The organism is Microlunatus phosphovorus NM-1, from assembly GCF_000270245.1.
In the GTDB taxonomy this organism is placed as follows: domain Bacteria; phylum Actinomycetota; class Actinomycetes; order Propionibacteriales; family Propionibacteriaceae; genus Microlunatus; species Microlunatus phosphovorus.
Genome location: NC_015635.1, coordinates 905,618 through 930,046, shown reverse-complemented (window position 1 = coordinate 930,046; position 24,429 = coordinate 905,618). Strand labels below are relative to the sequence as shown.

At 67.2% G+C, this 24,429-nt stretch carries 22 protein-coding genes and 1 tRNA gene; 15 read left to right on the top strand and 8 right to left on the bottom strand.

What is annotated here, in order from left to right; translation table 11 throughout:
• Positions 1-4: 4 nt before the first annotated feature.
• From MLP_RS04090 to MLP_RS04075, 4 genes are read right to left on the bottom strand one after another with little or no spacing between them, the layout of a single operon-like run.
• Positions 5-1,165, bottom strand: coding sequence for a M20 family metallopeptidase (locus MLP_RS04090; RefSeq protein ID WP_013861743.1), 1,161 nt, complete (start codon positions 1,163-1,165; stop codon positions 5-7).
• Positions 1,158-1,829 carry a DUF1028 domain-containing protein gene (locus MLP_RS04085; protein ID WP_013861742.1) on the bottom strand — a complete coding sequence of 224 codons (672 nt, stop codon included), beginning with the start codon at positions 1,827-1,829 and terminating at the stop codon, positions 1,158-1,160. Before MLP_RS04085 ends, MLP_RS04090 begins: the two co-directional genes overlap by 8 nt.
• A complete protein-coding gene (locus tag MLP_RS04080) occupies positions 1,826-2,320 on the bottom strand; it encodes a RidA family protein (protein ID WP_013861741.1) in 495 nt (164 codons plus the stop codon). The genes MLP_RS04085 and MLP_RS04080 overlap by 4 nt, the downstream gene beginning before the upstream one ends.
• Positions 2,320-3,594, bottom strand: coding sequence for a flavin-containing monooxygenase (locus MLP_RS04075; RefSeq protein ID WP_013861740.1), 1,275 nt, complete (start codon positions 3,592-3,594; stop codon positions 2,320-2,322). The genes MLP_RS04080 and MLP_RS04075 overlap by 1 nt, the downstream gene beginning before the upstream one ends.
• Before the next feature lie 344 nt (positions 3,595-3,938).
• On the opposite strand from MLP_RS04075, the gene MLP_RS04070 reads away from it, so the two are divergent.
• A complete protein-coding gene (locus MLP_RS04070; RefSeq protein WP_013861739.1) occupies positions 3,939-4,127 on the top strand; it encodes a YegP family protein in 189 nt (62 codons plus the stop codon).
• 334 nt (positions 4,128-4,461) lie between these two features.
• On the opposite strand, the gene MLP_RS04065 is transcribed toward MLP_RS04070, so the two are convergent.
• Positions 4,462-4,546, bottom strand: a tRNA-Tyr gene (locus MLP_RS04065).
• Positions 4,547-4,684: 138 nt separating this feature from the next.
• On the opposite strand from MLP_RS04065, the gene MLP_RS04060 reads away from it, so the two are divergent.
• The 6 genes from MLP_RS04060 (at position 4,685) to MLP_RS04035 (ending at position 9,069) form a co-directional block, all read left to right on the top strand.
• Positions 4,685-5,176, top strand: a complete 492-nt coding sequence (locus tag MLP_RS04060; RefSeq protein ID WP_013861738.1) for a YajQ family cyclic di-GMP-binding protein — start codon at positions 4,685-4,687, stop codon at positions 5,174-5,176.
• Positions 5,177-5,295: 119 nt separating this feature from the next.
• Complete coding sequence (locus tag MLP_RS26995) at positions 5,296-5,895, top strand: hypothetical protein (RefSeq protein WP_013861737.1); 600 nt, start codon at positions 5,296-5,298, stop codon at positions 5,893-5,895.
• 412 nt (positions 5,896-6,307) lie between these two features.
• Entirely contained in the window at positions 6,308-6,913 is a 606-nt protein-coding gene (locus tag MLP_RS04050; protein ID WP_013861736.1) for a hypothetical protein, read from the top strand.
• 194 nt (positions 6,914-7,107) lie between these two features.
• Entirely contained in the window at positions 7,108-7,773 is a 666-nt protein-coding gene (locus MLP_RS26025; protein ID WP_156821019.1) for a hypothetical protein, read from the top strand.
• 88 nt (positions 7,774-7,861) lie between these two features.
• The gene (locus MLP_RS04040; RefSeq protein WP_041791165.1) at positions 7,862-8,401 is read left to right on the top strand and encodes an RNA polymerase sigma factor; all 540 of its coding nucleotides are present in this window, start codon (positions 7,862-7,864) and stop codon (positions 8,399-8,401) included.
• A complete protein-coding gene (locus tag MLP_RS04035; RefSeq protein ID WP_013861733.1) occupies positions 8,398-9,069 on the top strand; it encodes a methylated-DNA--[protein]-cysteine S-methyltransferase in 672 nt (223 codons plus the stop codon). The genes MLP_RS04040 and MLP_RS04035 overlap by 4 nt, the downstream gene beginning before the upstream one ends.
• 137 nt (positions 9,070-9,206) lie before the next feature.
• Here MLP_RS04035 and MLP_RS04030 read toward each other — a convergent pair whose 3' ends face one another.
• From MLP_RS04030 to xylA, 3 genes are all read right to left on the bottom strand, one after another.
• The gene (locus tag MLP_RS04030) at positions 9,207-9,779 is read right to left on the bottom strand and encodes a DUF805 domain-containing protein (RefSeq protein WP_013861732.1); all 573 of its coding nucleotides are present in this window, start codon (positions 9,777-9,779) and stop codon (positions 9,207-9,209) included.
• 84 nt (positions 9,780-9,863) lie between these two features.
• A complete protein-coding gene (gene xylB, locus MLP_RS04025) occupies positions 9,864-11,279 on the bottom strand; it encodes a xylulokinase (RefSeq protein ID WP_013861731.1) in 1,416 nt (471 codons plus the stop codon).
• Entirely contained in the window at positions 11,276-12,469 is a 1,194-nt protein-coding gene (gene xylA / locus MLP_RS04020) for a xylose isomerase (protein WP_013861730.1), read from the bottom strand. The genes xylB and xylA overlap by 4 nt, the downstream gene beginning before the upstream one ends.
• Positions 12,470-12,679: 210 nt before the next feature.
• On the opposite strand from xylA, the gene MLP_RS04015 reads away from it, so the two are divergent.
• The 8 genes from MLP_RS04015 (at position 12,680) to MLP_RS03980 (ending at position 24,366) form a co-directional block, all read left to right on the top strand.
• Positions 12,680-13,831 carry an ROK family protein gene (locus MLP_RS04015; RefSeq protein ID WP_197536498.1) on the top strand — a complete coding sequence of 384 codons (1,152 nt, stop codon included), beginning with the start codon at positions 12,680-12,682 and terminating at the stop codon, positions 13,829-13,831.
• A 91-nt stretch (positions 13,832-13,922) separates the two neighbouring features.
• Entirely contained in the window at positions 13,923-15,569 is a 1,647-nt protein-coding gene (locus tag MLP_RS04010) for a beta-N-acetylhexosaminidase (RefSeq protein WP_013861728.1), read from the top strand.
• A 282-nt stretch (positions 15,570-15,851) separates the two neighbouring features.
• Entirely contained in the window at positions 15,852-17,738 is a 1,887-nt protein-coding gene (locus MLP_RS04005) for a 2-oxoacid:acceptor oxidoreductase subunit alpha (RefSeq protein ID WP_013861726.1), read from the top strand.
• A gap of 179 nt (positions 17,739-17,917) precedes the next feature.
• Positions 17,918-18,970 (top strand): 2-oxoacid:ferredoxin oxidoreductase subunit beta, encoded by a 1,053-nt coding sequence (locus MLP_RS04000; protein ID WP_041791156.1) that lies wholly within the window; start codon positions 17,918-17,920, stop codon positions 18,968-18,970.
• Between the two features lie 173 nt (positions 18,971-19,143).
• Positions 19,144-20,091 (top strand): EamA family transporter RarD, encoded by a 948-nt coding sequence (rarD, locus tag MLP_RS03995; protein ID WP_013861724.1) that lies wholly within the window; start codon positions 19,144-19,146, stop codon positions 20,089-20,091.
• A 138-nt stretch (positions 20,092-20,229) separates the two neighbouring features.
• Entirely contained in the window at positions 20,230-20,811 is a 582-nt protein-coding gene (locus MLP_RS03990; protein WP_013861723.1) for an HdeD family acid-resistance protein, read from the top strand.
• A 155-nt stretch (positions 20,812-20,966) separates the two neighbouring features.
• Complete coding sequence (locus MLP_RS26020) at positions 20,967-22,331, top strand: flagellar basal body-associated FliL family protein (protein WP_156821017.1); 1,365 nt, start codon at positions 20,967-20,969, stop codon at positions 22,329-22,331.
• A gap of 70 nt (positions 22,332-22,401) precedes the next feature.
• Positions 22,402-24,366: a M13 family metallopeptidase gene (locus MLP_RS03980; RefSeq protein WP_013861720.1), complete on the top strand. Its 1,965-nt coding sequence runs from the start codon at positions 22,402-22,404 to the stop codon at positions 24,364-24,366.
• The last annotated feature ends 63 nt before the right edge of the window (positions 24,367-24,429 follow it).

Sequence of the window (24,429 nt, the reverse complement as noted above, 5' to 3'; positions counted from 1 at the left end):
GACGTCAGCGACGGCCCTTGGTGCCGTCGGAGGTGATGACGTCGATCGTGGTCCAGGCCATCAGCACCGCGGCGTCCAGCAGGGCACGTTCGGCGGCGGGACCGATACAGGCAGCGGCGAACCCGGGCTGGTGGTTGGTATGCGGCAGCGAGTCGACCCCGATGTAGGGATGGATGGCCGGCACGACCTGCGACACGTTGCCCATGTCGGTCGAGGCCCGGTTCATCCGTCCGGCGACGGCCGGGTCGGCGAACACCCGTCCGCGAGTGACGGCGTTGGCGCGGTAGGCGGCCAGCGCCGCGGCGTCGGTGCGGAACTCGGCGTACGGCTTGCTCTCCGGGGTGATGGTGAGCCTGGCCCCGGTCGCCAGGGCTCCGGCTTCGAAGCAGCGCCGGACCCGGTCCTCCAGTTCGGCGAGCTGATCGAGGGTGTTCGCCCGGACGTACCAGCGGCCCTCGGTGTGTTCGGGGATGGCGTTCGGGGCGGATCCGGCGACGGTCTGGATGCCGTGCACCCGGGTGTCGGCGGGCAGTTGCTGGCGGAGCAGGGCGATGGCCAGCTGCGCGACCAGGAAGGCGTCGTTGGCGTTGACACCTTGGTCGGGGTAGGCAGCGGCGTGCGCTGAGACCCCGTCGTAGGCGATGTGGTTGTGGGTGACCGCGAACGGTCGGGCCTCGGCGACGTCAACCGCGGCCGGGTGGACCATCATCGCCAGGTCGAGGTCGGTGAACGCGCCGGCTTCGAGCAGCTCGATCTTGCCGCCGCCACCCTCCTCGGCGGGGGTGCCGTAGACCCGCACCGTGATGCCGAGGTCGTCGGCCAGCCGGGCGAGCGCGAGACCGGCACCGACGGCGCTGGCGGCGATCAGGTTGTGTCCGCACGCATGCCCGAGGCCCGGCAGGGCGTCGTACTCGGCCATGATGCCGATCGTGGTCGGCCCGCTGCCCGCCTCGGCGAGGAACGCCGTCGGAAAGCCGAGATAGCCCGGGGTGACCGCGAAGCCGCCGGCGCTCAGCGCGTCGCCGATCCAGCCGGCGGCGCGATGCTCCTGCCACGCCGTCTCGGGGTGGCTGTGCAGCGTCTCGGACAGCCCGATCAGGCCCGGAGAGGCTGCGGTGACGATCGCGTCGGCGACCGCCTTCAAGGCGTCGGCTCGCTCACTCATCGCCGGGTACGCCGTAGGTGGGCGCCGCCGACGGATTGAGCCCGCGATTGACGTAGTCGTCTCGCTGCGGCAGCCAGACCTCGAGCAGACCCGCGAGTTCGGCGATCGGGTCACCGTCGGTCCAGTCGACCCGTAGATCGGTGACTCGCCAACCCGCGTCACGCACCACCGACAGCCCGGCGGAGTGCACCGGTCCGGCCTCACCGCCAGCCTGCATGGCAGCCTGAGCGGCGGCCAGCAGCCGGAGCTCGAGATCGCCCTCGGAGTCCTCGAACCGATCGACCATGAGCTGCGGGATCGCGGCGGAGGCGAGGAGATTGCCGCCGGCCACGACCCCGTCGCCGATCGCGTGGCCGAAGACGCCGAGGGCATGCTCACCGGAGTACGCGGCAGCCCGGCCGGCCGCGTCGACGACCAGAAGCTGGCGGAACGCGATGTTCTCGGTCTCCTCGGTCAGAGCCCGCAGCGCGTCCGGCGCCGGATCGCCACGGCGGAGTCGCTCCAACAGGACGGGACCAAGTCGGGGGTCGGTGATGTTCTGCGAGTTGACCCCGCCGACGCCGTCGGCCAGGTGCACGCAGCGTGCGGCAACGGCCGGCGACGACGAGCAGATCACCGCGCCGAAGGCTCCTCCGGCATCGCGGGCCACAATGGAGAACGTCACTGGATCGTCCCTTCCTCGTTGGACCGGCGCTCGCTGACCGCGCCAGAGTTGACCACACCGGAGTTGCCCGCGCCGGAGGACGTACTGATGACCGCGGTGGCGTCAATCTCGACCAACCACTCGGGCCTGGCCAAGGCGCTGACCACCAGACCGGTCGACACCGGATAGACCCCCTGCAGCCAGCGGCCCATCACCCGGTAGACGGTCTCGCGGTAGCGTGGGTCGACGAGGTAGACGACGACCTTGACGATGTCGGCGACCGAGGACCCCGCCTCCTCGAGCAGCATCGCGATGTTGGCCATCGCCTTCTCCGCCTGCACCTCGACGTCACCGATGCCGACCGATTCCCTGGTGTCGAGGTCCTGGCCGATCTGACCGCGCAGGTAGACCACGCCGTTGGCCACGACCGCCTGGCAGAGATCGTTGTCGAGATTCTGCTCGGGATAGGTGTCCTTGGTGTTGAAGGGACGGATGCGGACATGCGTGGGCATCAGGCAGCTCCTGCCGCCGCAGCTGCGGCCTGGTGATCGTAGGCGAGGTAGCCCCGCTGGATCTTGACCTGATCAGCGAGGTATTTGGCGTCGTGCCAGACGCCCCAGATGAAGCTCGAGCCGCGTCGCGACTGCCAGGGCAGGCCGAGGAAGTAGACACCGGGCTCCGCGGACACGCCGCGCTGGTGCTTGGGCCGGCCCGCCTCGTCGAAGGCATCGACCTGGAGCCACCCGTAGTCGAGTGCGAAGCCGGTCGCCCAGATGACGGAGCTGACGCCGGCCTCGGCGAGGTCGAGCTCGAGAATGGGATTGGTGAGGCACTCCGGGTCGGGGCCCAGGACACGGGCCTCGGGCTCCTCCGGCAGGTCCAGTCCGTTGCGAGCCACGTACGCGTCGGCCTCGTCGAGCAGACCCAGGTAGTTGGCATCGCCGTTGGCGATGTTCGTGCGCAGGTCGGCGGAGAAGTGCATGGTGCCGTCGTGGTGGGCGGCCGCCCGACCCAGCAGAGTGATGCCGTTGGCTGCCAGGGAGCGGAAGTTGACCGTGTGACCTCCGTGCGCGCCGCTGACGGCGATCGTCACATGTTCCGCACCCGCCGGCGGCGCCGCCATGTCCCACTTGCCCAGCACGCCCAGCCACCAGCAGAAGTCCCGGTCCCGGTAGCTTCGCGGCGGGCGGTCGTGCGGGCCGACGGCAAGGTAGACCTGCCGGCCCGAGCGGCGGAGCTCGTCGGCGATCTGCACTCCCGAGGATCCGGCCCCCACCACCAGCACCGCGCCTTCGGGTAGTCCCTGGGGGTTGCGATAGGAGCTGGAGTGGATCTGGTGGATCCCGGCGCTCTCGGGGAGAACCGTCGGGATGACCGGCCGCTGGAACGGACCGGTGGCGGCGACCACGTACCGCGCGTCGTAGACACCATCGGAGGTCTCGACGCGGAAACCGGGCCGTCCCTCGTTCCGCCGGACCGAGGTCACTTCGACGCCCGTGCGGATCGGGGCGTCGATCTTCTCCGCGTACGTGACGAAGTAGTCCGCAACCTCGTCCTTGGTGGCGAAGGCGTCGGGATCGACTGCGAACTCCAGGCTCGGGAAGCGGTCGTGCCAGGCCGGTCCGTTGGCCACGAGCGAGTCCCACCGACCGGTACGCCACCGCTCGGCGATCCGCTCCCGCTCCAAGACGACGTGGGGCACGCCTCCCTCACTCAGATGCTCGCTCATCGCCAGCCCGGCTTGTCCGCCGCCGACGACCACGACCTCGATCTCCTGGTTCGACATCTTGACCTCCCACGCACCAGCAAACCCCAATCGAGCCTCCCTGGCGAATAGCAGATAACGGCCAGACCCATCAGTTCAAGTGATGCCTTCAGCGGATTGCATCAATGATCCAGCGCGCGCACAACCGTCGACTGCGCCGCGAGTGTGTACTCCTCGCAGGCGATCGCCGGCTCGACCTATCTGAATGGCCTTCCGTGGTGCATGCTGCTTTCCGCGTCTCCTCCGCACGTTGTCGTCGTCATCCCTTCGGTCTCACGTCATTCCCCCCACCCCCGCCGTATGTTCCGGTTGAACTCTGGCGTTACGATGCAGCTGGTTTAATACGACCGATGAAGGAGTGAGAAATGGCAGGGCAGTTCGAGATCTACAAAGACGGGGCTGGGCAATTCCGTTGGCGGTTGAAGATGGCCAACGGCGAGGTGGTCGCCAACAGCGACGAATGCTTCCCCGAGGCTACGATGGCTGGCCTCAAAGCGGAGGTGGTACAGGATGCCGCAACTGGGGCCAAGCTCGTGTTCCCTCCCGACGACTGAGTTGAGGCCATTGACGCGGGCGTGCTGTGAATCAGCACCTCGGTTGCCTTGGTGTGCCTGGGTGCTGCATACCGGGGTTAGTGCTTGGCTCATGTGGGTAGGGGGCGGCCGCCAAATACCACCCGCGATCATCGAGTGATCTGACTCAGCGAAAGGCTGGCTGGCTTCTGGCTGCGTCCCGCAGGGATGACCCCTCCGGAGGACCGCGTCGGCACCTCGACCTGAGAATCTCCGTTCGGTCATGGTTCGAGTGGGTGTGGCGTAGAACGAGAATGTCCCTCTGGCGAATCAGTCATAGGCGACACCTCGCCGGTGAAGACATGCCTTGCCTTGCTGGTGGCAGGTGTTGGGTTCGAACCAACGTAGGCGATGCCGGCAGATTTACAGTCTGCTCCCTTTGGCCACTCGGGCAACCTGCCATGTCACCTCGACTCCTCGCGGAGCGTCGGCAACGACCGCAAACAATAGCAACTCTCGGCGGCGCCGCCCAATCGATACCGTGCGGCGCGCTACCGTACGGCTCGCAGCCCGAACCGACACAGAACAGGAGTCGCCCCATGGCGTCGGATAGCTCGTTCGACATCGTCAGCAAGGTGGATCGACAGGAGGTCGACAACGCCCTCAACCAGGCCGCCAAGGAGGTCCGGCAGCGGTTCGACTTCAAGAACACCGACGCGAGCATCCGCTGGTCGGGCGAAGCCATCGAACTGGAAGCCAACTCCGAGGAACGGGTGAAGGCCGTCCTCGACGTCTTCGAGTCCAAGCTGGTACGCCGCGGCGTCAGCCTGAAGTCGCTCGACGCTGGTGAGCCGCGTTCCTCCGGCAAGCTCTACAAGATCACCGCCACAACCTCCGAGGGGATCACCCAGGAGAACGCCAAGAAGGTCACCAAGCTGATCCGCGACGAGGGTCCCAAGGGCGTCAAGGCACTGATCCAGGGCGATGAACTCCGGGTCAGCTCCAAGAGTCGCGACGATTTGCAGCGGGTTCAGGCCCTGATCAAGGCACAGGACTACGACTTTGCGGTCCAGTTCGTCAACTATCGCTGAGCTGTCCCCCGACGCGGAGGCAACCGGATCGAACCATGGCCACTGATCAGAGCCACGGTTAGCATGGCGCGAAGAGCTGTCCCGACGTACGTGGCAGCCGAAGCGGAGAGGCGATCGGTATGGGTTTGGTCGACGACATCAAGCACAAGGCGGAAGAACTTGGCGAGAAGGCCGGTGAGGCATTCGAGCAGGCCAAGCAGAAGGCCGGAGAACTCGGCGGCAAAGCGGAGGAAGCGTTCGAGGCCGCCAAGGACAAGGCCGGCGATGCGCTCGACAGCGCCAAGCAGAAGCTGGACACCGATGGCGACGGAGATGTCGATGCTGAGGACGCCTCGCGAGCCTTCAGCGCGGTCAAGGACAAGGCGACCGAAGCATTCGACGGACTGAAGGACAAGGTCAGCGGCGGCCAGGATTCGGCAGCCGAGACTGTGGCCGATGCCGCCTCGAGTGCAGCCGCGTCAGCCACGGACACGGCGTCCAACGCCGCGGATGTGGTCAGTGACGCAGCCTCGGATGCCACCGACTCCGTGAGCGATGCAGCCGATTCGGTAGCTGATGCCGCGGGCGATGCAGCCGATTCAGCGGCCTCCGCCGTGGACGATGCAGCGAAGAGCGCGGCCGACGCCACCGGTGATGCAGCCCAGTCTGCAGAGTCGGCCAAGGACGATGCGCTGAGCGCCGTCCAGGATGCGGCCGAGGATCTGAAGTCGGACAGCTGACCGAGTCCTGCATACGTCGCTGCCGCCCCGTCGTAACCCGTAACAGGGGCGGCAGCGTTTGCGACCCTCACGCTCGTCTAACTCGAGTCGGTCGTCACCGATGTCGGCAGACACCGCCATCACACCACCGAGAAGGCGTAGTTACATCCCAATTCGCAAGTTTGAGGTGTGATTGCTCCTTCTCGATGTGGCCTGCTCCTTCTCGGTGCGTGATCGGTCAGTCGCGGACAACACCTGATCCGAACGGACAACAACTACTCGCGTTCGGGAGACAGATCGGACAACAGTCCTGCGGAAGCATTGGGGAATCTCGCGATGCGGTGACCGTAGGGCTCTCCAGCAAGCGAGACGTCCGGTTCGCGTCTGAGCCCGCTGTTGTATAGGGTCCGGCGCCAAGGAAGGAGGTGCGGCTGTGGTCAAACGTCTGCGGGTCGTGGCCTGTGGGCTGGTCGTCTTGGCTGCCTTGCTGGCAGGTGGCTGTACGCCCGAGTCCGGGCCGGCGCAGAGCACCTCGCCGAGCCCGGTGATGTCCGCGCCACCTTCACCCACGCCCAGCCCGACACCTACCGAGAACGCGCAGGAGCGGCAGCAACGGTTGGACTTTGAAGCGGCGAAGGGCGCCTACTTGGCCGCGACGTCAGAATTCGACCGACTCCTAATGTCAGGAGGGGCTCGCGAGCCCACACCCGCTCTCTTAGCGACCACCAGCGGCGACTATCGACGTGCTCTGATGTATGTGCTGCAGACATTCAAAGCCAATAGGTGGCATTCTGATCGGCCGATCCCCCAGATCGTTGTCATCAGGGGCGGTTGGAGTCCCAACGAACTAGACCTCGCCGCGTGTGAGGACACATCCAAGGTGAGGTACCTCGATCGGCGCGGCAAGGAAGTACTTACGGATCGCGAACGACGCTATGTCCACTCATTGACAGCCAAGAAGACCAAGGGGCAGTGGAAGATCGCCACCATCGACTCGGAGGCTGTCGAGAGCTTCACTCATGAGGCATGCGGAAAATGATGGCGATCTGGCGTCGAGTCGGTCTCGCCCTGGCAGGTGCGATCGTGCTGACAATCTCGACTATCGTGCCGACGTCCGCTGCTCCCGGCGATCCTGTCATTTCTGAGCCGGATGCCTGCCCAGGTGGTGTCTGCGAGGTGAGAGCCCAGAAACCAGACACCTCCAGCAGCTCAACCACCACGACGTCGTCTCGGGTGGGCCCATCGGCCAAGGAGGTCTGGCTCAAGCAGGTAGCCCAGATCCGCCGCTACAACCAACAGTTCGAAAGCTACGAGCGCTGCCTGGCGACGTCGTCCAACACCTGCACCGCGCCCGATCGAAACGCGCTCCCCGAGCTCGCAGCCTGGACCGACCTACAGTCGGACACCGCCGCACCCACGCTGTCTCCAAGCCAGGCTGGAGCCATCGCCGTCGCTCGCCTCCGGCTCCCCCTCACACCACCGAAGGTCGGACCGGATCCCAACCTCAACAAGTGGAAGATGGCCGCAGTCGGCTACCCGCTCTGGATCTGGGCGGATGGATCCACCCACGTCGGACCGGTCAGCGACAGCGTCGGCGGCCTGAGCGTGTCCCTCGACGCCCGCCTCGCCAAGACCGTGTTTCGGATGGGCGACGGCGGCACTGTCACCTGCACCGGAGCCGGTACGCCGTACAAGAACAGCGTCAAGCCAGGAACCGCGTCGCCGACCTGCGGCTACCGATACGAGAAACCCAGCCTCCCCAAAGGCAACTACACCGTCACCGCGATCAGCTACTGGGCCGTGACCTGGACGGTCAACAACACCAGTGGTGTTATCACCGTCCCTGTCGCCGCGAGCGCACCACTGCCTGTCGGCGAGGTCCAGACCCTGGTCAGATGACAGCTGGGTCCGATAACCGCGCGATTCGACAACGACCGAGTCCGATGATGACCTCACATTCCAGACCTCCCGCGCGTCTTCTCAAGTGATGACTGCGAAACCGACGTACGAAAAGCCACCGTACGAAGAGCTGGTCCGGGACCACGGGATCCGGGTTTGGCGGGTCTGCCGGGCCATCCTTGGCCCGGCCGATGCAGACGACGCCTGGTCGGAGACCTTTCTGGCCGGGCTACGCGCCTACCCGAACCTGCCCACCGACGCCGACCACGGTGCCTGGCTGGCCACCATCGCCTATCGCAAGGCGATCGACGCGGTACGCGCCCGCCAACGTCGAGCCACACCCACCGCCGACATCGAGACTGGCCCTCACTCGGCCGGCCTTCAGCCAGCTGAGTCGACACTCGGCCGGCCGGGAGCAGGCCCGGACGAGGACCTGGTCGATGCGGTGCGGTCGCTGCCTGACAAGCAACGGCTCGCGGTCACACTCCACTACCTCGCCGACCTTCCGTATGCGCAGGTCGCCGCTGAAGTCGGTGGCACCCCTGACGCTGCCCGCCGGGCAGCATCAGACGGCTTGCGTACGCTGCGGAAACGGTTGGCGAACCCAACCTCAGGAGGACCACGATGATGTCACCCGACCAGATCTCGCTGAACGAAACGCCGCTGGACGTGCCCCTCGACAACCCGCTGCCCCTGGACAACCCGCTGAGCAGGCTGCCCGAGGTCGACTCGGCCACCATGAGCCGGCTGCACGAGGCCCTGACCGCCAAGGCCGCCGATGCCGGCCTTCTCGATCTCGCCTATCGCACGGTCGACTCACCCCTCGGCTCCCTGTTGCTGGTCACCAGCGACCGCGGCCTGACCAGGGTCGCCTTCGCCAGTGAGGGTCACGACCAGGTGCTGACAGCGCTCGCATCCACCGTCAGTCCACGGATCCTGCGCGCCCCCGGCCGACTGGACGAGCCTGCCCGCGAGCTCGACGAGTACTTCGCCGGCATCCGTCGCAGCTTCGAGCTGCCCCTGGATCTGACCACCACCGGCAGATTCCGGCGGGCCGTGCAGTTGCTGCTGCCGGGCATCGCCTACGGGACGACCGTCTCGTATGGGGAGTTGGCGGCCCGGGCAGGCCGGCCGGCCGCGGTCCGCGCGGTCGGCACGGCCTGCGCGACCAATCCGCTGCCGATCGTCGTGCCGTGCCATCGGGTGCTGCGCAGCGACGGAAGCTTGAGTGGCTACCTCGGCGGTCTGCCGGCCAAACGTGCCCTGTTGGACCTCGAGTCACGCGCCAGCGCCTGACCGACAGCGCTCAGCCCGCCTTCACACCGAGATTCCCGACAAGCACGCACCCGGACGATCTACCCATCGAGGAAGCGTCCGGATGTGCAAAGCGCCCGCACACCATGAGTGTGCGGGCGCTGCGGACTTCGGATGGATCAGGCCTGAGGCGGCGCAGGCGGCTGCTGGCCATAGCCCTGCTGCGGCGGCTGGCCATAGCCCTGCTGCTGCCCATAGTTGGGCTGCTGGCCGTACGGATCGGACGGCAGCACGCCCGGCTGCGGCGGGTAGTAGCCCTCCGGTGCCGGCGGGCCATACTGCGCGGCGTTCGGCGAGGTCGGCATGGCGCACAAGATCACCGTCACGATGCCGAGTCCCACGATGTTGAAGAGGTAGAACCAGCCGGAGTAGCCGGCGTCGTGGAGTCGACGGATGGTGATGGCGATGTTCGGCACAATCGTGCCCAAGGCCCACAGGCCGAGCAGCACGAGCGGGAAGGTCGCCGCGGGCGGGAACTCGCCGCGCGCGGTGGCAGGCGAGGCCGCGAGGATGGCGAGAGAAATCCCATAGAACACGAACACCACGATCGCGTTGGCGAGCACCCACCACCAGTACTCGCCGCGGCTGGCGCGGCCGTCGAACTTGGCGTACTTCTGGAAGGCGCGCTTCACGGCCGGGATGAACCCGATGCCGTAGTGGGGCCAGTCAAGCGGAGGAACAGGAATACTCATGATGTTCTCAATTGTCTCTCGGCTTGGGGTCATTGCAGCATCGCAGAGACGTGATTCCTGACACCGAACCAATCGGGCCACTGGTCAGCAGCGACCCTGCACCTCCGCCAACACCGTCCGATAGCGGGCATCGAGTTCCTCGGCCGTCACCGCACCCCTCGCTCGCGCCTGCACTTCGTACCGACCCGAAACCGGCGAGGACCACTCCGGCAACGCGCCAGTCAGCGCCCACCCTGCTTGCCGCGCGGCACCGACAGCCACACTCTCGTACGGATCGGTGGTCAGCACCGGGACCCCGAACACGTCCGCCGCGATCGAGCGAACCGCCGCCGACTGTGCGGCTCCCCCGGTCAACATGATCTGCTCCACCGGGGACGCCTGCTCGCGCAAGCTCTGCACCCCGTACGCGAGGCTCCACAGCACCCCCTCGATGGTGGCGCGCGCCAGGTTGGCGGCCGTCAGGTTGGTCAGCGTCATCCCACGCAGTTCACCGGTCGCGTCGGGCAGCGGCGGCGTCCGCTCCCCCTCCAGGTAAGGCAGGAACACCAGACCCTCGCTGCCCGGCGGCGCAGACATCGCCAATTCGCTGAACTCCGCCAGCGGCACCTTGAGCGCCTTCGACATGGCCACCAGATTGCGAGCACCATTCAGGGTGCAGACCAGCGGCAGGAACTGACCTGTGGCATCGGCGAACCCGGCGATCACACCGCTCGCGTCATGGGTCTGCACCGGGCTGGGCAGGCACGCCACCCCGGAGGTGCCGAGCGAGATGAGTGCCGTCCGATCGGGCACCACCATGCCCAGCGCGGAAGCCGCGTTGTCACCGGTGCCGGGCCCGATCGCGATCCCCTCGGAGGTATGGCCCACGATCTCGGCAGGCGGAGCCACGCGGGGCAACGCGACCGTACGGTCGAAGGCCAGTACGACCAGATCGTCCCGATAGGTATTGCTCGCCGCATCGAAGTAGCCGGTCCCGGACGCGTCCCCGCGATCGGTCACCGGGTCGAAGGACCGGCTGCCGATCTCCCAGGTGAGGTAGTCGTGCGGCAAGATCACCCGGTCGACCCGGGCTGCGTTCTCCGGCTCGTGCCTGGCCAGCCACCGGAGCTTGGCGACGGTGAACGAGGCGACCGGCACCGAGCCCACCGCGTCGGCCCAGCGGTCCGGACCGCCGAGGTCGTCGATCAGTTCCAGCGCATCGGCCGCGGACCGGTTGTCGTTCCACAGCAGCGCATCGCGCACCAGCTCGCCTTCGGCGTCGAGGGTGACCATGCCGTGCTGTTGGCCGCCGACGCTGATCGCCTCCACACCGGCCAGCAGCGCCGGGTCGGCGGTCGCCTCGCGATAGGCGGTCAGCCAGGCTGCGGCGGACACCTCCGTACCGACCGGATGATCCGCCCTTCCGGAGCGGACCACCGCTCCGGACTCGAGGTCGCAGACGACCACTTTGACCGACTGGGTGGAGGTGTCCACCCCCGCGACGAGCCGGCGAGAGGTCACCCGCGGGCGCCCATCAGGTGCTCGAGCATCAGCTGCTGAATCTTCACGAAACCGAACCCCTTGCCGTTGTAGTAGGACGCCGCGTCGAAGTCCTCGTACGCACTAGCATCCGCCAACAGGTCGGTGTAGGTCTCACCGGGGTTCAGGGTCGGCTCCGACAACTCGGCCACCTTGGCCGCCGCCAGCGCCTCCTGGACCTCCGGATCGGCGCGGAAGGCGGCAGCCCGGTCCTTGAGGATCAGATACATCCGCATGTTGGCCCGCGCGGACTCCCAAACTCCGTTGTAGTCCTCGGTCCGGCTCGGCTTGTAGTCGAAGTGCCGCGGCCCGGTATACGCAGGCCCACCGCCGGGCCCGCCGTTCTCCAACAGATCAACCAGGGAGAACGCGTTCTGCAGATCGCCGTGGCCGAAGACCAGGTCCTGGTCGAATTTGATGCTGCGCTGCCCGTTCAGATCGATGTGGAACAGCTTGCCGGCGTCGAGCGCCTGGGCGATGCCGTGGGTGAAGTTGAGCCCGGCCATCTGCTCGTGGCCGACCTCGGGGTTGACGCCGAACAGGTTCGGCTGGTCGAGGGTTCCGATCCAGGCGATGGCGTGGCCGACGGTCGGCAGCAGGATGTCGCCGCGAGGCTCGTTCGGCTTCGGCTCGATCGCAAACCGCAGGTGGTAGCCCTGATCCGTCACATACTGCGCCAGCAGGTTCGCGCCCTCGCGGTAGCGGGCCAGCGCCGCCTGCACGTCCTTGGCCGCGTCGAACTCCGCCCCCTCCCGGCCGCCCCACATGACGAAGGTCTCCGCACCGAGCTCGGCAGCCAGGTCGATGTTGCGGAGCAGTTTGCGGAGCGCGAACCGGCGGACGGCCCGATCATTGGAGGTGACCCCGCCGTCCTTGAACACCGGGTGGCTGAACAGGTTGGTGGTGATCATCGGCACGGTCACGCCGGTGTCGGCCAGCGCCTTGGTCAGCCTGCCGATCTGACGGCTGCGTTCCACGTCCGTCGCCTCGAACGGAAACAGGTCGTTGTCGTGGAAGGTCAGACCGTACGCACCAATCTCGGCGAGTTTCTCGACCGCCTCGACCACGTCGAGGGGCTCGCGGCTGGCGCTGCCGAACTGGTCCTGACCGACCCAACCGATGGTCCACAGACCGAAGGAGAACTTGTCGGCGGGGGTGGGCGTGACGGTCATGCGGGCCTCCAGAAGCCAGAGTTAAATGTTGAGAAGAACAACATATTGCCGGGTGTGCCGTCCGTCAAGGGCCGATCTGCGCTACAGTCAGCCCATTGGCTGAATGTCAGGCCCAGCAACAAATAGCCTCGAAGGACCGGTGAGCGAACGGTGGGAGATCAGGAGTCGAACGCCGGCGTCGCCTCGACCCGCCGAGGCAACCTCAGCCGCTTGCTGACGTCAGTGCACCGCGATGGGCCGTCGTCCCGCGCAGCCCTCACCCGGCAGACCGGACTCAATCGGTCCACCATCGCCGGTCTGGTCGCCGAGCTGGTCGGTGCCGGGCTGGTGTCGGAGGGGATCGCGGAAAGCGCCCGTAGCGTCGGTCGGCCCAGTCCCCTGGTCATCGCGGAATCATCGGTGGTCGCACTGACCGTGAACCCCGACATCGACGCCGTCACGCTCGGCCTGGTCGGCTTGGGTGGCGTGGTGCACAAGCGGGTGCGCTACCCGACCAGCGGATCGTTGACCGCCGACGAGGCGGTCAACCTGGTCGAAGCGTTGGTGGCCGGGATGCGCTCGGAACTGGACAGCCGGTTCTCCGTGCTCGGCATCGGGGTGGCCGTGCCCGGCTTGGTCGAGCGAGCCACCGGTACGGTGACGCTGGCTCCCCACCTGCGCTGGCGTGACGAGCCGTTCGCGGCGCGGCTCACCGAGGCGACCGGCTATCGCTGTGTCGTGGCCAACGACGCCCGCACCGCGCTGGTCGCCGAAGGGCTGTTCGGCGCCGGGCGAGGCCGCCCGGAGTTCGTCTACCTGAACGGCAGCGCCAGCGGGATCGGCGGCGGCATCGTCGCCGCTGGTCGCCCGGTGCTCGGGCGGCACGGGTACGCCGGTGAGTTCGGACATCGGGTCGTACATCCCGGCGGGCTGCCGTGTCATTGCGGTCGGATCGGCTGCCTGGAGACCGAGGTACGCCGGGATCGGCTGCTGGCCGCGGTGGGACTGGATGATGTGACAGCCGAGCAACTGCCGCAGGCACTGACCGAAGCCCTCGCCGAGGGCCTGACCCGGAAACGGTCGACCGAGGTCAGGGCCGAGCTAGACCGGCAGGTCGGCTGGCTGGCCCAGGGATTGTCGGACGTCGTCACGGCGCTGGACCCGGAGGCGGTCGTGCTCGGCGGCTTCCTCGCCACCCTGGCCGATGCCTCCGACGGCAGGCTCCAAGAGCTCGTCCGGAGCACCGGGTTCGCGGCGCTGAGTGGTGACATCGAGGTCGTAGCGGCCGAGCTGGGCACCGACCTGCTCACCATCGGTGCGGCGGAACTGATCTTCGCCGACCTGCTCGCCGATCCGCAGTCGTACGCCTCCTTGGCCTCCTGATCCACTTCGCACCAACTGCTGTCACTGCGCAGCCCGTGTACCTGGTGCGCAGTCGCAGCAAATGGTGCGAAGTGGTGAATAGGGTGGCCTGGTGACCACCCCGACGATGCCGTCCGCACGCTCCGCCACCCCGCGCTCCGTGGTTCCGGGCTCGGTGGTGCCGCGCTCCGTGGTCCCGCGCCCGGTCAGCACCGAGCCGCGCTCAGGAACGTTCGTGCTGCCCGCGGGGTTGGCGATCGCCACCGACCAGCCGGGTTGGGCTGCAGTGGTACGACGGCTCCTCTCCCCCGGCACCGGGCTGGAGTTGCCCGAGTCCGCCGACGGCGCACTCCGGTTGACCAAGGACGACTCGCTGGCCGAGGAGGCATACATCGTCGAGGTCACTGAGGATGGCATCGAGCTGACCGCGGCAACGCCCCAGGGACTGAACTGGGCCACCCAGACCTTGCGTCAGTTGCTGCCCCCGTCAGTGCTGCGACCGGCCCCGTCCGGCGACCCGTTGACTCTCGCATGCGTGCGGATCATCGACGAACCACGGTTCGGTTGGCGGGGCGTGCACCTGGATGTCTGCCGGCACTTCATGCCGCTGGCCGACCTGTTCCGCTATGTCGATCTCGCGGCGCTGCACAAATACAACGTGTTCCACCTGCATCTGACCGACGACCAGGGCTGGCGGTTCGCCTCGAACCGCTACCCGCGGTTGCAGGAGCGAGCCAGCTGGCGGAGCGAGACTCAGCGGCATCTGCAGGACTTCGCCGATGGCACCCCGCACGGCGGCTTCTATACCCTCGACCAGCTCCGCGCCCTGGTGCGCTACGCCAAGGATCGCGGCGTCACCGTGATGCCGGAGCTCGAGTTCCCGGGCCATGTGCTGGCCCTGCTGGCCGCCTATCCCGAGCTGGGCAACCATCCCGAGACCGGCTATCAGCCGGCCACCACCTTCGGCGTGTTTCCCGAGGTGCTCAATCTGTCCGATGAGGCGATGCGGGTCATCTTCGACCTGTACGAGGAACTGCTGGACATCTTCGACAGCCCCTACATCCACGTCGGCGGCGACGAGTGTCCGCGTGACGAATGGGTCGTCTCCCCAGCCGCGGATGAGCTGGCGGCGCAGCGAGGGCTGGCCGGCCCCGAATACCTGCAGCGCTGGCTCACCGAGCAGCTGCGCGACTGGCTCGCCGACCGCGGCCGGCGGCTGGTCGGCTGGGACGAGATCAACGACGAGGGCCCACTGCCGGGCGCGGTGGCGATGGCCTGGCGCGACGCTGCATACGGGGTGAAGGCCGCCGAAGCGGGGATGGATGTCGTGATGGCTCCGCTCAGCCACACCTACTTCGACTTCTACGCCAGCGACGACCCGAACGAGGCGTACGCGATCGGCGGGCTGACCACGCTGGAGAAGGCGTACGCGTTCGAGCCGCTGGCCGGTGTGCCGGATGAGTTCCAACCCCGCGTGCTGGGCACCCAGTGCCAGCTATGGCGGGAATACATCGCCGACACCCGGCGGACCGACTACATGCTCTACCCGCGGGCCTGCGCGCACGCAGAGGTGGCCTGGTCGGCACCGGACGGGCGATCGTACGAGGAGTTCCTGACCCGATTGGGTCCTCATCTGGACCGGCTGACCGCCCTCGGCGTCGAATACCGACCCTTGGCGGGCCCGCTCCCCTGGCAGCAAGGGGGCACCGGCGCGCTGCGGCGCCCGATCGAGCACGGTGGACCCGCTACCGAGAGCTGATCCGCGAGTTATGGATAGCTTCGTCTCCGATGTCGGTGACGAAACTATCCATAAGTGCTCCCACCAGCCCTACGCCAACTCGAAGACCCAAAATCACCCGGCTGAGAAGGGAATAATCCGCGGTGAGGACGCCCTTATCATGACTGAGGCGCTGACGCGTCTCCGCGGCGCGCTCCCATGAGGATTGGGCCGCACCCACAGGTCCTGCGCACCACACGCGCGTAGGGCCGCGCCCAAACCGGCCCGGCGAGGGCAGGCCAGACGGAAGAAGGCTCCACAGCAGTGCGACAGGTCCACACGCTCGACCGGGTGGTCATCCGCTTCGCCGGCGACTCCGGCGACGGGATGCAGCTGACCGGTGACCGCTTCACCGCCGACTCGGCGACCTTCGGCAACGACATCTCCACGCTGCCGAACTTCCCCGCCGAGATCCGCGCGCCGCAGGGCACCATCCCGGGCGTCTCGAGCTTCCAGCTGCACTTCGCGAACTTCGACATCATGACCCCGGGCGACCGCCCGGACGTGCTCGTCGCCATGAACCCGGCCGCGCTCAAGGCCAACATCGCAGACCTGCCCCGCGGCGGCCTGTTGATCGCCGACACGGCCGACTTCACCAAGCGCAATCTGGCCAAGGTCGGCTACGACGCCAACCCGCTGGAGGACGGCTCGCTGGCCGACTACCAGTTGCACGCGCTCGACCTCACCGGGATGACCGTCGAAGCGGTCAAGGAGTTCGGTCTGACCCGCAAGGACGCCAGCCGGGCGAAGAACATGTTCGCGCTCGGTCTGCTGTCCTGGCTGTACGGCCGCCCCACCGAGGGCACCATCAAATTCCTGACCAGCAAGTTCGCCAGCAAGCCGCAGATCCGCGACGCCAACATCACCGCGTTCAAGACCGGGTACGCCTTCGGCGAGACCACCGAGGTGTTCGCGGTCACCTATGAGGTGCCGCCGGCCCCGATGCCGCCCGGCACCTATCGGCAGATCTCGGGCAACCTGGCACTCGCGTACGGGTTGATCACCGGCGCCCGCAAGGCGGATCTGCCGCTGTTCCTCGGCGCCTATCCGATCACCCCGGCATCCGACGTGCTGCACGAGCTGAGCAAGCACAAGCGGTTCGGTGTCACCACGTTCCAGGCCGAGGACGAGATCGCCGGTGTCGGTGCCGCGCTGGGTGCGAGCTTTGCCGGTCACCTCGGCGCCACCGTCACCTCCGGCCCGGGTGTTGCACTCAAGGCCGAGACCATCGGCCTGGCCGTGATGACCGAGCTGCCCCTGGTGGTGTGCGACATCCAGCGGGCCGGGCCGTCCACCGGGATGCCGACCAAGACCGAGCAGGCCGATCTGCTGCAGGTGATGTACGGCCGCAACGGCGAGGCGCCGGCCCCGGTGCTGGCCGCCCAGTCGCCCGCGGACTGCTTCGACATCGCGATCGAGGCGATCCGGATCGCAGTCAAGTACCGGACGCCGGTCTTCGTGCTCTCCGACGGCTACGTGGCCAACGGTGCCGAGCCGTGGCAGGTGCCGGACGTGGCGGCGATCGAGTCGATCGACCCGGGCTTCGCCACCGCCAGCAACGCGGTCGACGCGCAGGGCAAGGAGATCTTCCTGCCCTACCTGCGCGATCCCGAGACCCTGGCCCGTCCGTGGGCGGTGCCCGGCACGGCCGGTCTGCAGCACCGGATCGGCGGCATCGAGAAGGCCAAGGACACCGGCGCAGTGTCCTACGATCCCGGCAACCACGACGAGATGGTGCGTACCCGGCAGGCCAAGATCGACGGCATCGCCCGCGACATCCCCCATGTCGTCGTCGACGACCCCGATGCCGCGGAGGGCATCGGCGCGAGCGTGCTGGTGCTGGGCTGGGGATCGACCTACGGCCCGATCACCGCGGCCGTCCGCCGGGTCCGCAAGACCGGCCGGCGGATCGCCCAGGCGCATCTGCGCCACCTCAATCCGTTCCCCGCCAACCTCGGTGAGGTGCTTCGTCGCTATGACCGCGTGATCGTCCCGGAGATGAACCTGGGCCAGCTCGCGACGATGCTGCGCGCCAAGTACCTGGTCGATGTGCACAGCTACTCCCGGGTGCGTGGCCTGCCGATCTCGCTCAGCGAGCTGGCCGCCGACCTGGAAGCCGAGATCGACTCGATCGAAGGAGTACTCGCGTGACCGCCGTCAGCGGACATGACATCGCCAACGGGCAGGAGTCGCTGGCTGCCGTCAGCCAGCCGACTCGACCCGTACGTGCCGAGCGCCCAGACCGTCCCGAGCGCCCGGCACGGCCGGCGGGGAGGACCGCGGGCGGGCCTGCCGGCCGACGCGCGCCGGCAGCGGCTCCGACAGCGCCGATCGGACCCGGCTTGGCCGGCGTACCGCTCGCTTTGGAGCCGCTGAACCGCAAGGACTTCACCTCCGACCAGGAGGTGCGCTGGTGCCCCGGCTGCGGCGACTACGCCGTGCTGGCCGCGTTCCAGGGCTTCATGCCCGAGCTCGGCATCCGCAAGGAGAACACGGTCATCATCTCCGGGATCGGCTGCTCGTCCCGCTTCCCGTACTACGTCGACTCCTTCGGCATGCACTCGATCCACGGCCGTGCCCCTGCGATCGCGACCGGGGTGGCGACCGCCCGCGAGGACGCCGCCGTGTTCGTGATCACCGGTGACGGTGACGCACTGTCGATCGGCGGCAACCACCTGATCCACGTGCTGCGGCGCAACGTCAACCTGACGATCCTGCTGTTCAACAACCGGATCTACGGGCTGACCAAGGGCCAGTACTCCCCCACCTCCGAGATCGGCAAGGTCACCAAGTCGACCCCGATGGGCTCGCTGGACAACCCGTTCAACCCGGTGTCACTGGCGCTGGGTGCCGAGGCGACGTTCGTGGCCCGGACCATCGACTCCGATCGCAAGCATCTGACCGAGGTGTTGAAGGCAGCCGCGGCGCACCGTGGCACGTCGTTCGTGGAGATCTATCAGAACTGCCCGATCTTCAACGATGACGCGTTCGCCTCGGTGAAGGAGGCCGAGACGAAGGCGGAGGCGATCATCCCGCTGCAGCACGGCGAGCCGATCCGGTTCGGAGTGGACGGCGCCAAAGGTGTGGTCCGGAATCCGGTGTCCGGTGCGTTCGAGATCGTCGATGTGGACGCGGTCGGCGCCGACCAGCTGGTGGTGCACGACGCGCATGCAGCCGATCCCAGCTTCGCGTTCGGGCTTTCCCGGCTGACCGACTCCGGGGTGCTGCATCGGGCCCCGATCGGCATCTTCCGCGACGTCGAGGCACCTGCGTACGACGATCTGGCCCGCGAGCAGGTGAAGCTGGCCTCCGCGCAGGGCTCCGACGACGACGCCCTGCAGGCCCTGGTCGCCGGCCGCGACACCTGGACCGTCGTCGGCTGAGTTGTGTTGGTCGTCACTCACTGTTCGGCTGCGCTCCCAAGACTCCGTCTTCCCCTCGTCGCGCGTAGACGACAAAGCGTTGTCTGCGCGCTCCTCCGTCCAGACGGAGCCCTCGCTACGCCTCACGGCCGCTCGCGACAGGTAGCGGGTAGCAAGTAGAGAGAAGGTTGTCAGTGGACCAGCAGCGGCACCGGCGCGGGATCGCGTACGGGCTGGCGGCGTACGGGCTCTGGGGGCTGGTGCCGCTCTACTGGCCGTTGATGGCTGCGGCCAGTCCGCTGGAGATCCTGGCGCACCGCATCGTCTGGTCGCTGGTGCTGGCTGCCCTGCTGCTGCTCGTGCTCCGCAAACGCGGCTGGTGGCGCTCGGTGGCCACCCCGCGGATCCTCGGCCTGCTGGCCCTGGCCGCGAGCATGATCGCCCTCAACTGGGGTCTCTACATCTGGGCGGTCAACTCCGGGCACGTGGTCGAGGCAGCGCTCGGCTACTACATCAATCCGATCGTCTCCGTGCTGCTCGGTGTGCTGGTGCTGCGTGAGCGGATGGTCGCCGGACAGTGGGTGGCCATCGGGCTCGCGGCAATCGCCGTCGTCGTGCTGGCCGTGGACTATGGGCACCTGCCCTGGGTCGCACTGATCCTGGCGGTGAGCTTCGGCCTGTACGGGCTGCTGAAGAAACAGGTCAACTCGGGGGCGCTGGAGACCATGACCGTCGAGTCGGCGGTGCTGACCCCGATCGCCGTCGGCTACCTGGTGTGGCTGCAGGCCACCGGCTCCCTGGTGTACGGCCACCAGGACACCGGTCTGTCGCTGCTGCTGGTCTCCACCGGCCTGGTCACCTTGACCCCGCTGTTGCTGTTCGCCGCCGCCGCGACCAGGCTGCCCCTGAGCACCGTCGGACTGCTGCAGTATCTGACACCGACGGCACAGTTCCTGCTCGGGGTCTTCTACTTCGGCGAAACGATGTCGCCGGCCCGCTGGATCGGTTTCAGCCTGGTTTGGACCGCCTTGATCGTGCTCACCGTGGTCGGGCTGCGCAGCGCACGACGCAGCCACGTTGCGAGGTCCATGGATGCCACTGCCGAAGACTCTGTGGTGACGGTGGCTCGCAAGCCGACCTGACTCACCCGGTTCGGGTGAGATCTGGCAGGGCTCATGCCTGCTGCCTCACATTCCGCGAGCCGGAGGCCCGGTTTCTCCTTTTGCGCGCAAGGATAGATGCGTCCCCTGCGTTATGTGGACCTGTCAGAAAGGAACGTCATGTCCACCATTCCCAACCCGGTCTCGACCACCTATGCCGACATCGCCAAAGGTGCCTGGATCTGGGCCGTCGTCCGCGGCGTCATTGCGATCATCTTCGGCATCGTCGCACTGACCTCACCGATCACCACCGCGATCGTGCTGGCCACCGTCATCGGTGTGTTCGCCATCATCGACGGCATCATCGACATCGTCGATGCGATCCGTCACCGTGGCACCTCCGGCGTCGGACTCCGTGTCTTCCTCGGTGTCATCAGCCTGCTGTTCGGCATCATCATCCTGGTCTGGCCCGGCAAGACGGTCGGCTTCATGGTGATCTTGATCGCCATCTGGTCGATCGCCATCGGCCTGCTCCAGATCATCGCCAACGTCGGCATCCGCAAAGAGGCCCCCGGCGCCTGGGTCTGGGGTGTCATCTCGGGTGCGCTCGGCGTGATCTTCGGCATTCTGGTGCTGTTCAACCTCGGCATCGGCCTGGTTGCACTGATCTGGCTGCTGGGCATCTGGGCGATCGTCTTCGGCATAGCCCTGGTCGTGCTCGGCTTCCAGGTGCGCAAGGCAGCGAAGGCAGTCACCAGCTGACCTCGTCGGTCGGCGATCTCCGGATCGCGACCATCCGACAGCCGCCACCCACAGGGGCGTCGACTCGCCGTAGTCGGCGCCCTTGTCACATCTCACATCGCCGAACCCGTCTCAAGAGGCCCCGATTGGCCCGATGACTGCGTAGCCTCTTTGCAGTGAGCGGGAACGATCCATACCAGAACCAGCCCGGCCAGCCGCGGCCCGACCAGCCTCAGGGCCAGGGCCAGCAGGGTCAGCCCAGCCCTCCGGGGCCTCAGTACGGCGGCCCGAGCTACCCCGGACCGGGGTACGGCCAGCAGACCCCGGATCCCAGTGGGGGCTACCCACCGGCCTACGGTCAAGCCTCGCCGCCGCCATACGGTCAAGCATCCCCACCTCCGTACGGTCAGGCCTCGCCGCCGCCCTATGGTCAAGCCTCCCCACCTCCGTACGGCCAGGGAGTCCCCGGCCCGCAGGGACCGCAGGGACCGGGTGGGCCCCAGCAGCCCTACGGCATGTATGCCCCGGGCCCGCCGCCGAAGAAGAACTCCAAACTGCCCATCATCATCGGTGCGGGTGTGCTCGCCCTGGTGCTGATCGGGGGGCTGATCGGCTTCGCCGTCCTCCGCGGCAACGACAAACCGACGACCACCGGCACCACCGGGTCGAGCCAGGCCCCCGTCCCCGTCCAGGCGGACAAGCCCTCGGATGCGGTCCAGAACTATCTGCAGGCGCTCGCCGGCGGCGATGCGCAGACTGCGCTCTCCTACGCCGCGACCCAGCCCGCGGACACCACCTTCCTCACCAACGAGGTGCTGGCGGCGTCCAACAAGCTGGCACCGATCGCTGACATCACCGTGCCGGTGGTCGACGACGAGTACGCCTACACCATCGACGCGTCGTACACGCGCGGCGGCAAGAAGGTCAACACCTCCTTCTCGGTCCAGAAGGACGGTGACTCCTGGAAGCTGCGCGAGGCCGCCTACGATCTCGATCTGAGCTCCCGCCTCAACAAGACGCTGCCGATGATCATCAACGGGGTCACAGTGGAGTCCGACAGCATCGCGCTCTTCCCCGGCTCGTACGAGTTCACCACCAGCACCAAGAACATCAGCTACGGCAAGAACAACGTGGTCGCCATCGACAGCCCGTCGGAGTATCCGCGTGGCCTGACCAAGCTCGAGCCCACCGTGACCTCGACCGGCGAGAAGGCCTTCACCAAGGCGTTGGAGGCCAGCATCAAGGCCTGCATGAAGTCGAAGAAGCTGAAGAACCCGGGCTGCCCCAACCACGTGACCAAAGTCACCGGAACCACCCCCAAGGAGGGCACGTTCAAGTGGTCCTGGGACAAGGACTCGCTGGACAACCTGAAGATCCGGCTGGACTACAACAACCCGGCGATCGCCAGCACCTCGGTCTTCCTCAACATGAAGGCCGAGGGCGACTGCAAGCAGGGCCGCTGCCGGATCACCCCGTGGACCTCGCCGAAGCCCTCGGCGAAGCTGACCGCGGACAAGATCAAGGTCGTCTGGAAGTACTGAGATCCCCCAAGAAGGCGCAGGGATCGGTCGGAGGCATTGGAGCGTCCCGGGCTGGGTAGCATCACTGAGCGTGACGCAACCCAGCCCGGCCCTCGACTTCACCGCCTTCGACCATGACGTACGGGTCCAAGACGACCTCTACCGACACGTCAACGGCGGTTGGATCGCCAGCACCCCCATTCCTGCGGACAAGCCCCTGACCGGCTCGTTCATGCTGCTTCGCGACGCCGCCGAGGAGGCCGTCCGCGCCATCATCACCGGCATGGACCGCTCAGCCGTCGTCGAGGACAGCGACGAGGCCAAGATCGCCGACCTCTACGCCAGCTTCATGGACACTGACACCATCGAGGGCGCCGGCGCGACGCCGCTGAGCGGTTACCTCGAGCAGATCGAAGCGGTAGCCGATGTCCCCGACCTGATCACTCTGATGGGCTCGTACGCCCGGCTGGGCGTGCACGGGTTGGTTGGCGTAGGCACCGAATCCGACCCGGGGAATCCCAACCGGTACGTGATGTTCATCGGCCAGAGCGGTCTCGGGCTGCCCGATGAGGCGTACTACCGCGAGGACGCGTACGGGGAGGTCAAGACGGCCTACCTCGGGCACATCGAGCGGATGCTGGCGCTGGCCGGCCTCGATGACGCCGCGGCCAAAGCTCAGCAGATCCTCGATCTGGAGACCGCGATCGCCGCCTGTCACTGGGACAAGGTCAAGACCCGCGACATCCGGCTGATGTACAACCTGATGTCGTTGGCCGACTTCGCGTCCGGCAGTCCCGCGCTGCACTGGCGTGCGTTCATGGCGGCGGCCGACATCGATGAGCGGCAGATGGCCGAGCTGGTGGTCGAGCAGCCCTCGTTCTTCACCAAGGTGGCGGACCTGCTGACCGAGGATCGGCTGGGAGCTTGGCGGCTTTGGCTGACATGGCGGGTGATCGGCTCGTACGCGCCCTATCTGTCCAGCGCTTTCGTCGAGGAGAACTTCGCCTTCTACGGCACGACCCTGCAGGGCACCCCGGTGCTCAAGGAGCGCTGGAAGCGCGGCGTCTCCCTGGTCGAGGGGGCGCTCGGTGAGGCGGTCGGGCGGATCTATGTGGCCCAGCACTTCTCGCCGGTCGCCAAGCAGCGGATGGACGAACTGGTCGCCAACCTGATCACGGCGTATCGCGCCTCGATCACTGACCTGGGCTGGATGACCGACGAGACCAAGGCCGAGGCGCTGGCCAAGCTGGCGAAGTTCCGCCCGCACATCGGCTATCCGAGCAAGTGGCGCGACTATTCGGCGCTGGAGATCTCCGCCGACGATCTGCTGGGCAATGTGCAGCGAGCCTCGTCCTTCGAGCTGGACCGGTCGCTGACCAAGATCGGCCAGCCCGTCGACCGCGAGGAGTGGCTGATGACGCCGCAGACGGTCAACGCCTACTACCACCCGCTGAAGAACGAGATCGTCTTCCCCGCCGCGATCCTGCAGCCGCCGTTCTTCAACGAGTACGCCGACGATGCAGTGAACTATGGCGGTATCGGGGCAGTGATCGGGCACGAGATCGGGCATGGATTCGACGACCAGGGCTCGACCTGCGACGGCGACGGCGCCTTGCGCGACTGGTGGACCGCGGCTGACCGGGAGGCGTTCGAGCAGCGGACGGGCGCGCTGATCGGTCAGTACGACGCGCTCTCCCCCGCGGAGGCGCCGGGCTCCCAGGTCAACGGCAAGCTCACCATCGGGGAGAACATCGGCGACCTGGGCGGTCTGTCGATCGCGCTGAAGGCGTACCGGATCGCGCGTGGCGAGGGGACCGTGGAACCGATAGACGGCTACACCGACGAGCAGCGGCTGTTCTTGTCCTGGGGCGCGATCTGGCAGTCCAAGTCGCGGCCGGAGCTGGTCAAGCAGCGGCTGGCCACCGATCCACACTCCCCCAACGAGTTCCGGTGCAACCAGATCGTGCGCAATGTGGACGACTTCTACACCGCGTTCGACGTGACCGAGAGTGACGCCCTGTGGCTGGATCCAAAGGAGCGGGTCGCCATCTGGTGACGTACCCGCGGCTCAATGTGCTCAGCGCGGCGTGTCGCGGCCGCGTGAGCCGCTGAGGCCCGC

Bases quoted from the DNA above. Each gene is read 5' to 3' on its own strand.
- MLP_RS04070 (WP_013861739.1), top strand. From the start codon at position 3,939: ATGGCAGGGCAGTTCGAGATCTACAAAGACGGGGCTGGGCAATTCCGT.
- MLP_RS04090 (WP_013861743.1), bottom strand. From the start codon at position 1,165: ATGAGTGAGCGAGCCGACGCCTTGAAGGCGGTCGCCGACGCGATCGTC.
- xylA (WP_013861730.1), bottom strand. From the start codon at position 12,469: ATGACCGTCACGCCCACCCCCGCCGACAAGTTCTCCTTCGGTCTGTGG.
- MLP_RS26995 (WP_013861737.1), top strand. From the start codon at position 5,296: ATGGGTTTGGTCGACGACATCAAGCACAAGGCGGAAGAACTTGGCGAG.
- MLP_RS04040 (WP_041791165.1), top strand. From the start codon at position 7,862: ATGACTGCGAAACCGACGTACGAAAAGCCACCGTACGAAGAGCTGGTC.
- MLP_RS04030 (WP_013861732.1), bottom strand. From the start codon at position 9,779: ATGAGTATTCCTGTTCCTCCGCTTGACTGGCCCCACTACGGCATCGGG.
- MLP_RS04060 (WP_013861738.1), top strand. From the start codon at position 4,685: ATGGCGTCGGATAGCTCGTTCGACATCGTCAGCAAGGTGGATCGACAG.
- MLP_RS03990 (WP_013861723.1), top strand. From the start codon at position 20,230: ATGTCCACCATTCCCAACCCGGTCTCGACCACCTATGCCGACATCGCC.
- MLP_RS04035 (WP_013861733.1), top strand. From the start codon at position 8,398: ATGATGTCACCCGACCAGATCTCGCTGAACGAAACGCCGCTGGACGTG.
- MLP_RS04075 (WP_013861740.1), bottom strand. From the start codon at position 3,594: ATGTCGAACCAGGAGATCGAGGTCGTGGTCGTCGGCGGCGGACAAGCC.
- MLP_RS04080 (WP_013861741.1), bottom strand. From the start codon at position 2,320: ATGCCCACGCATGTCCGCATCCGTCCCTTCAACACCAAGGACACCTAT.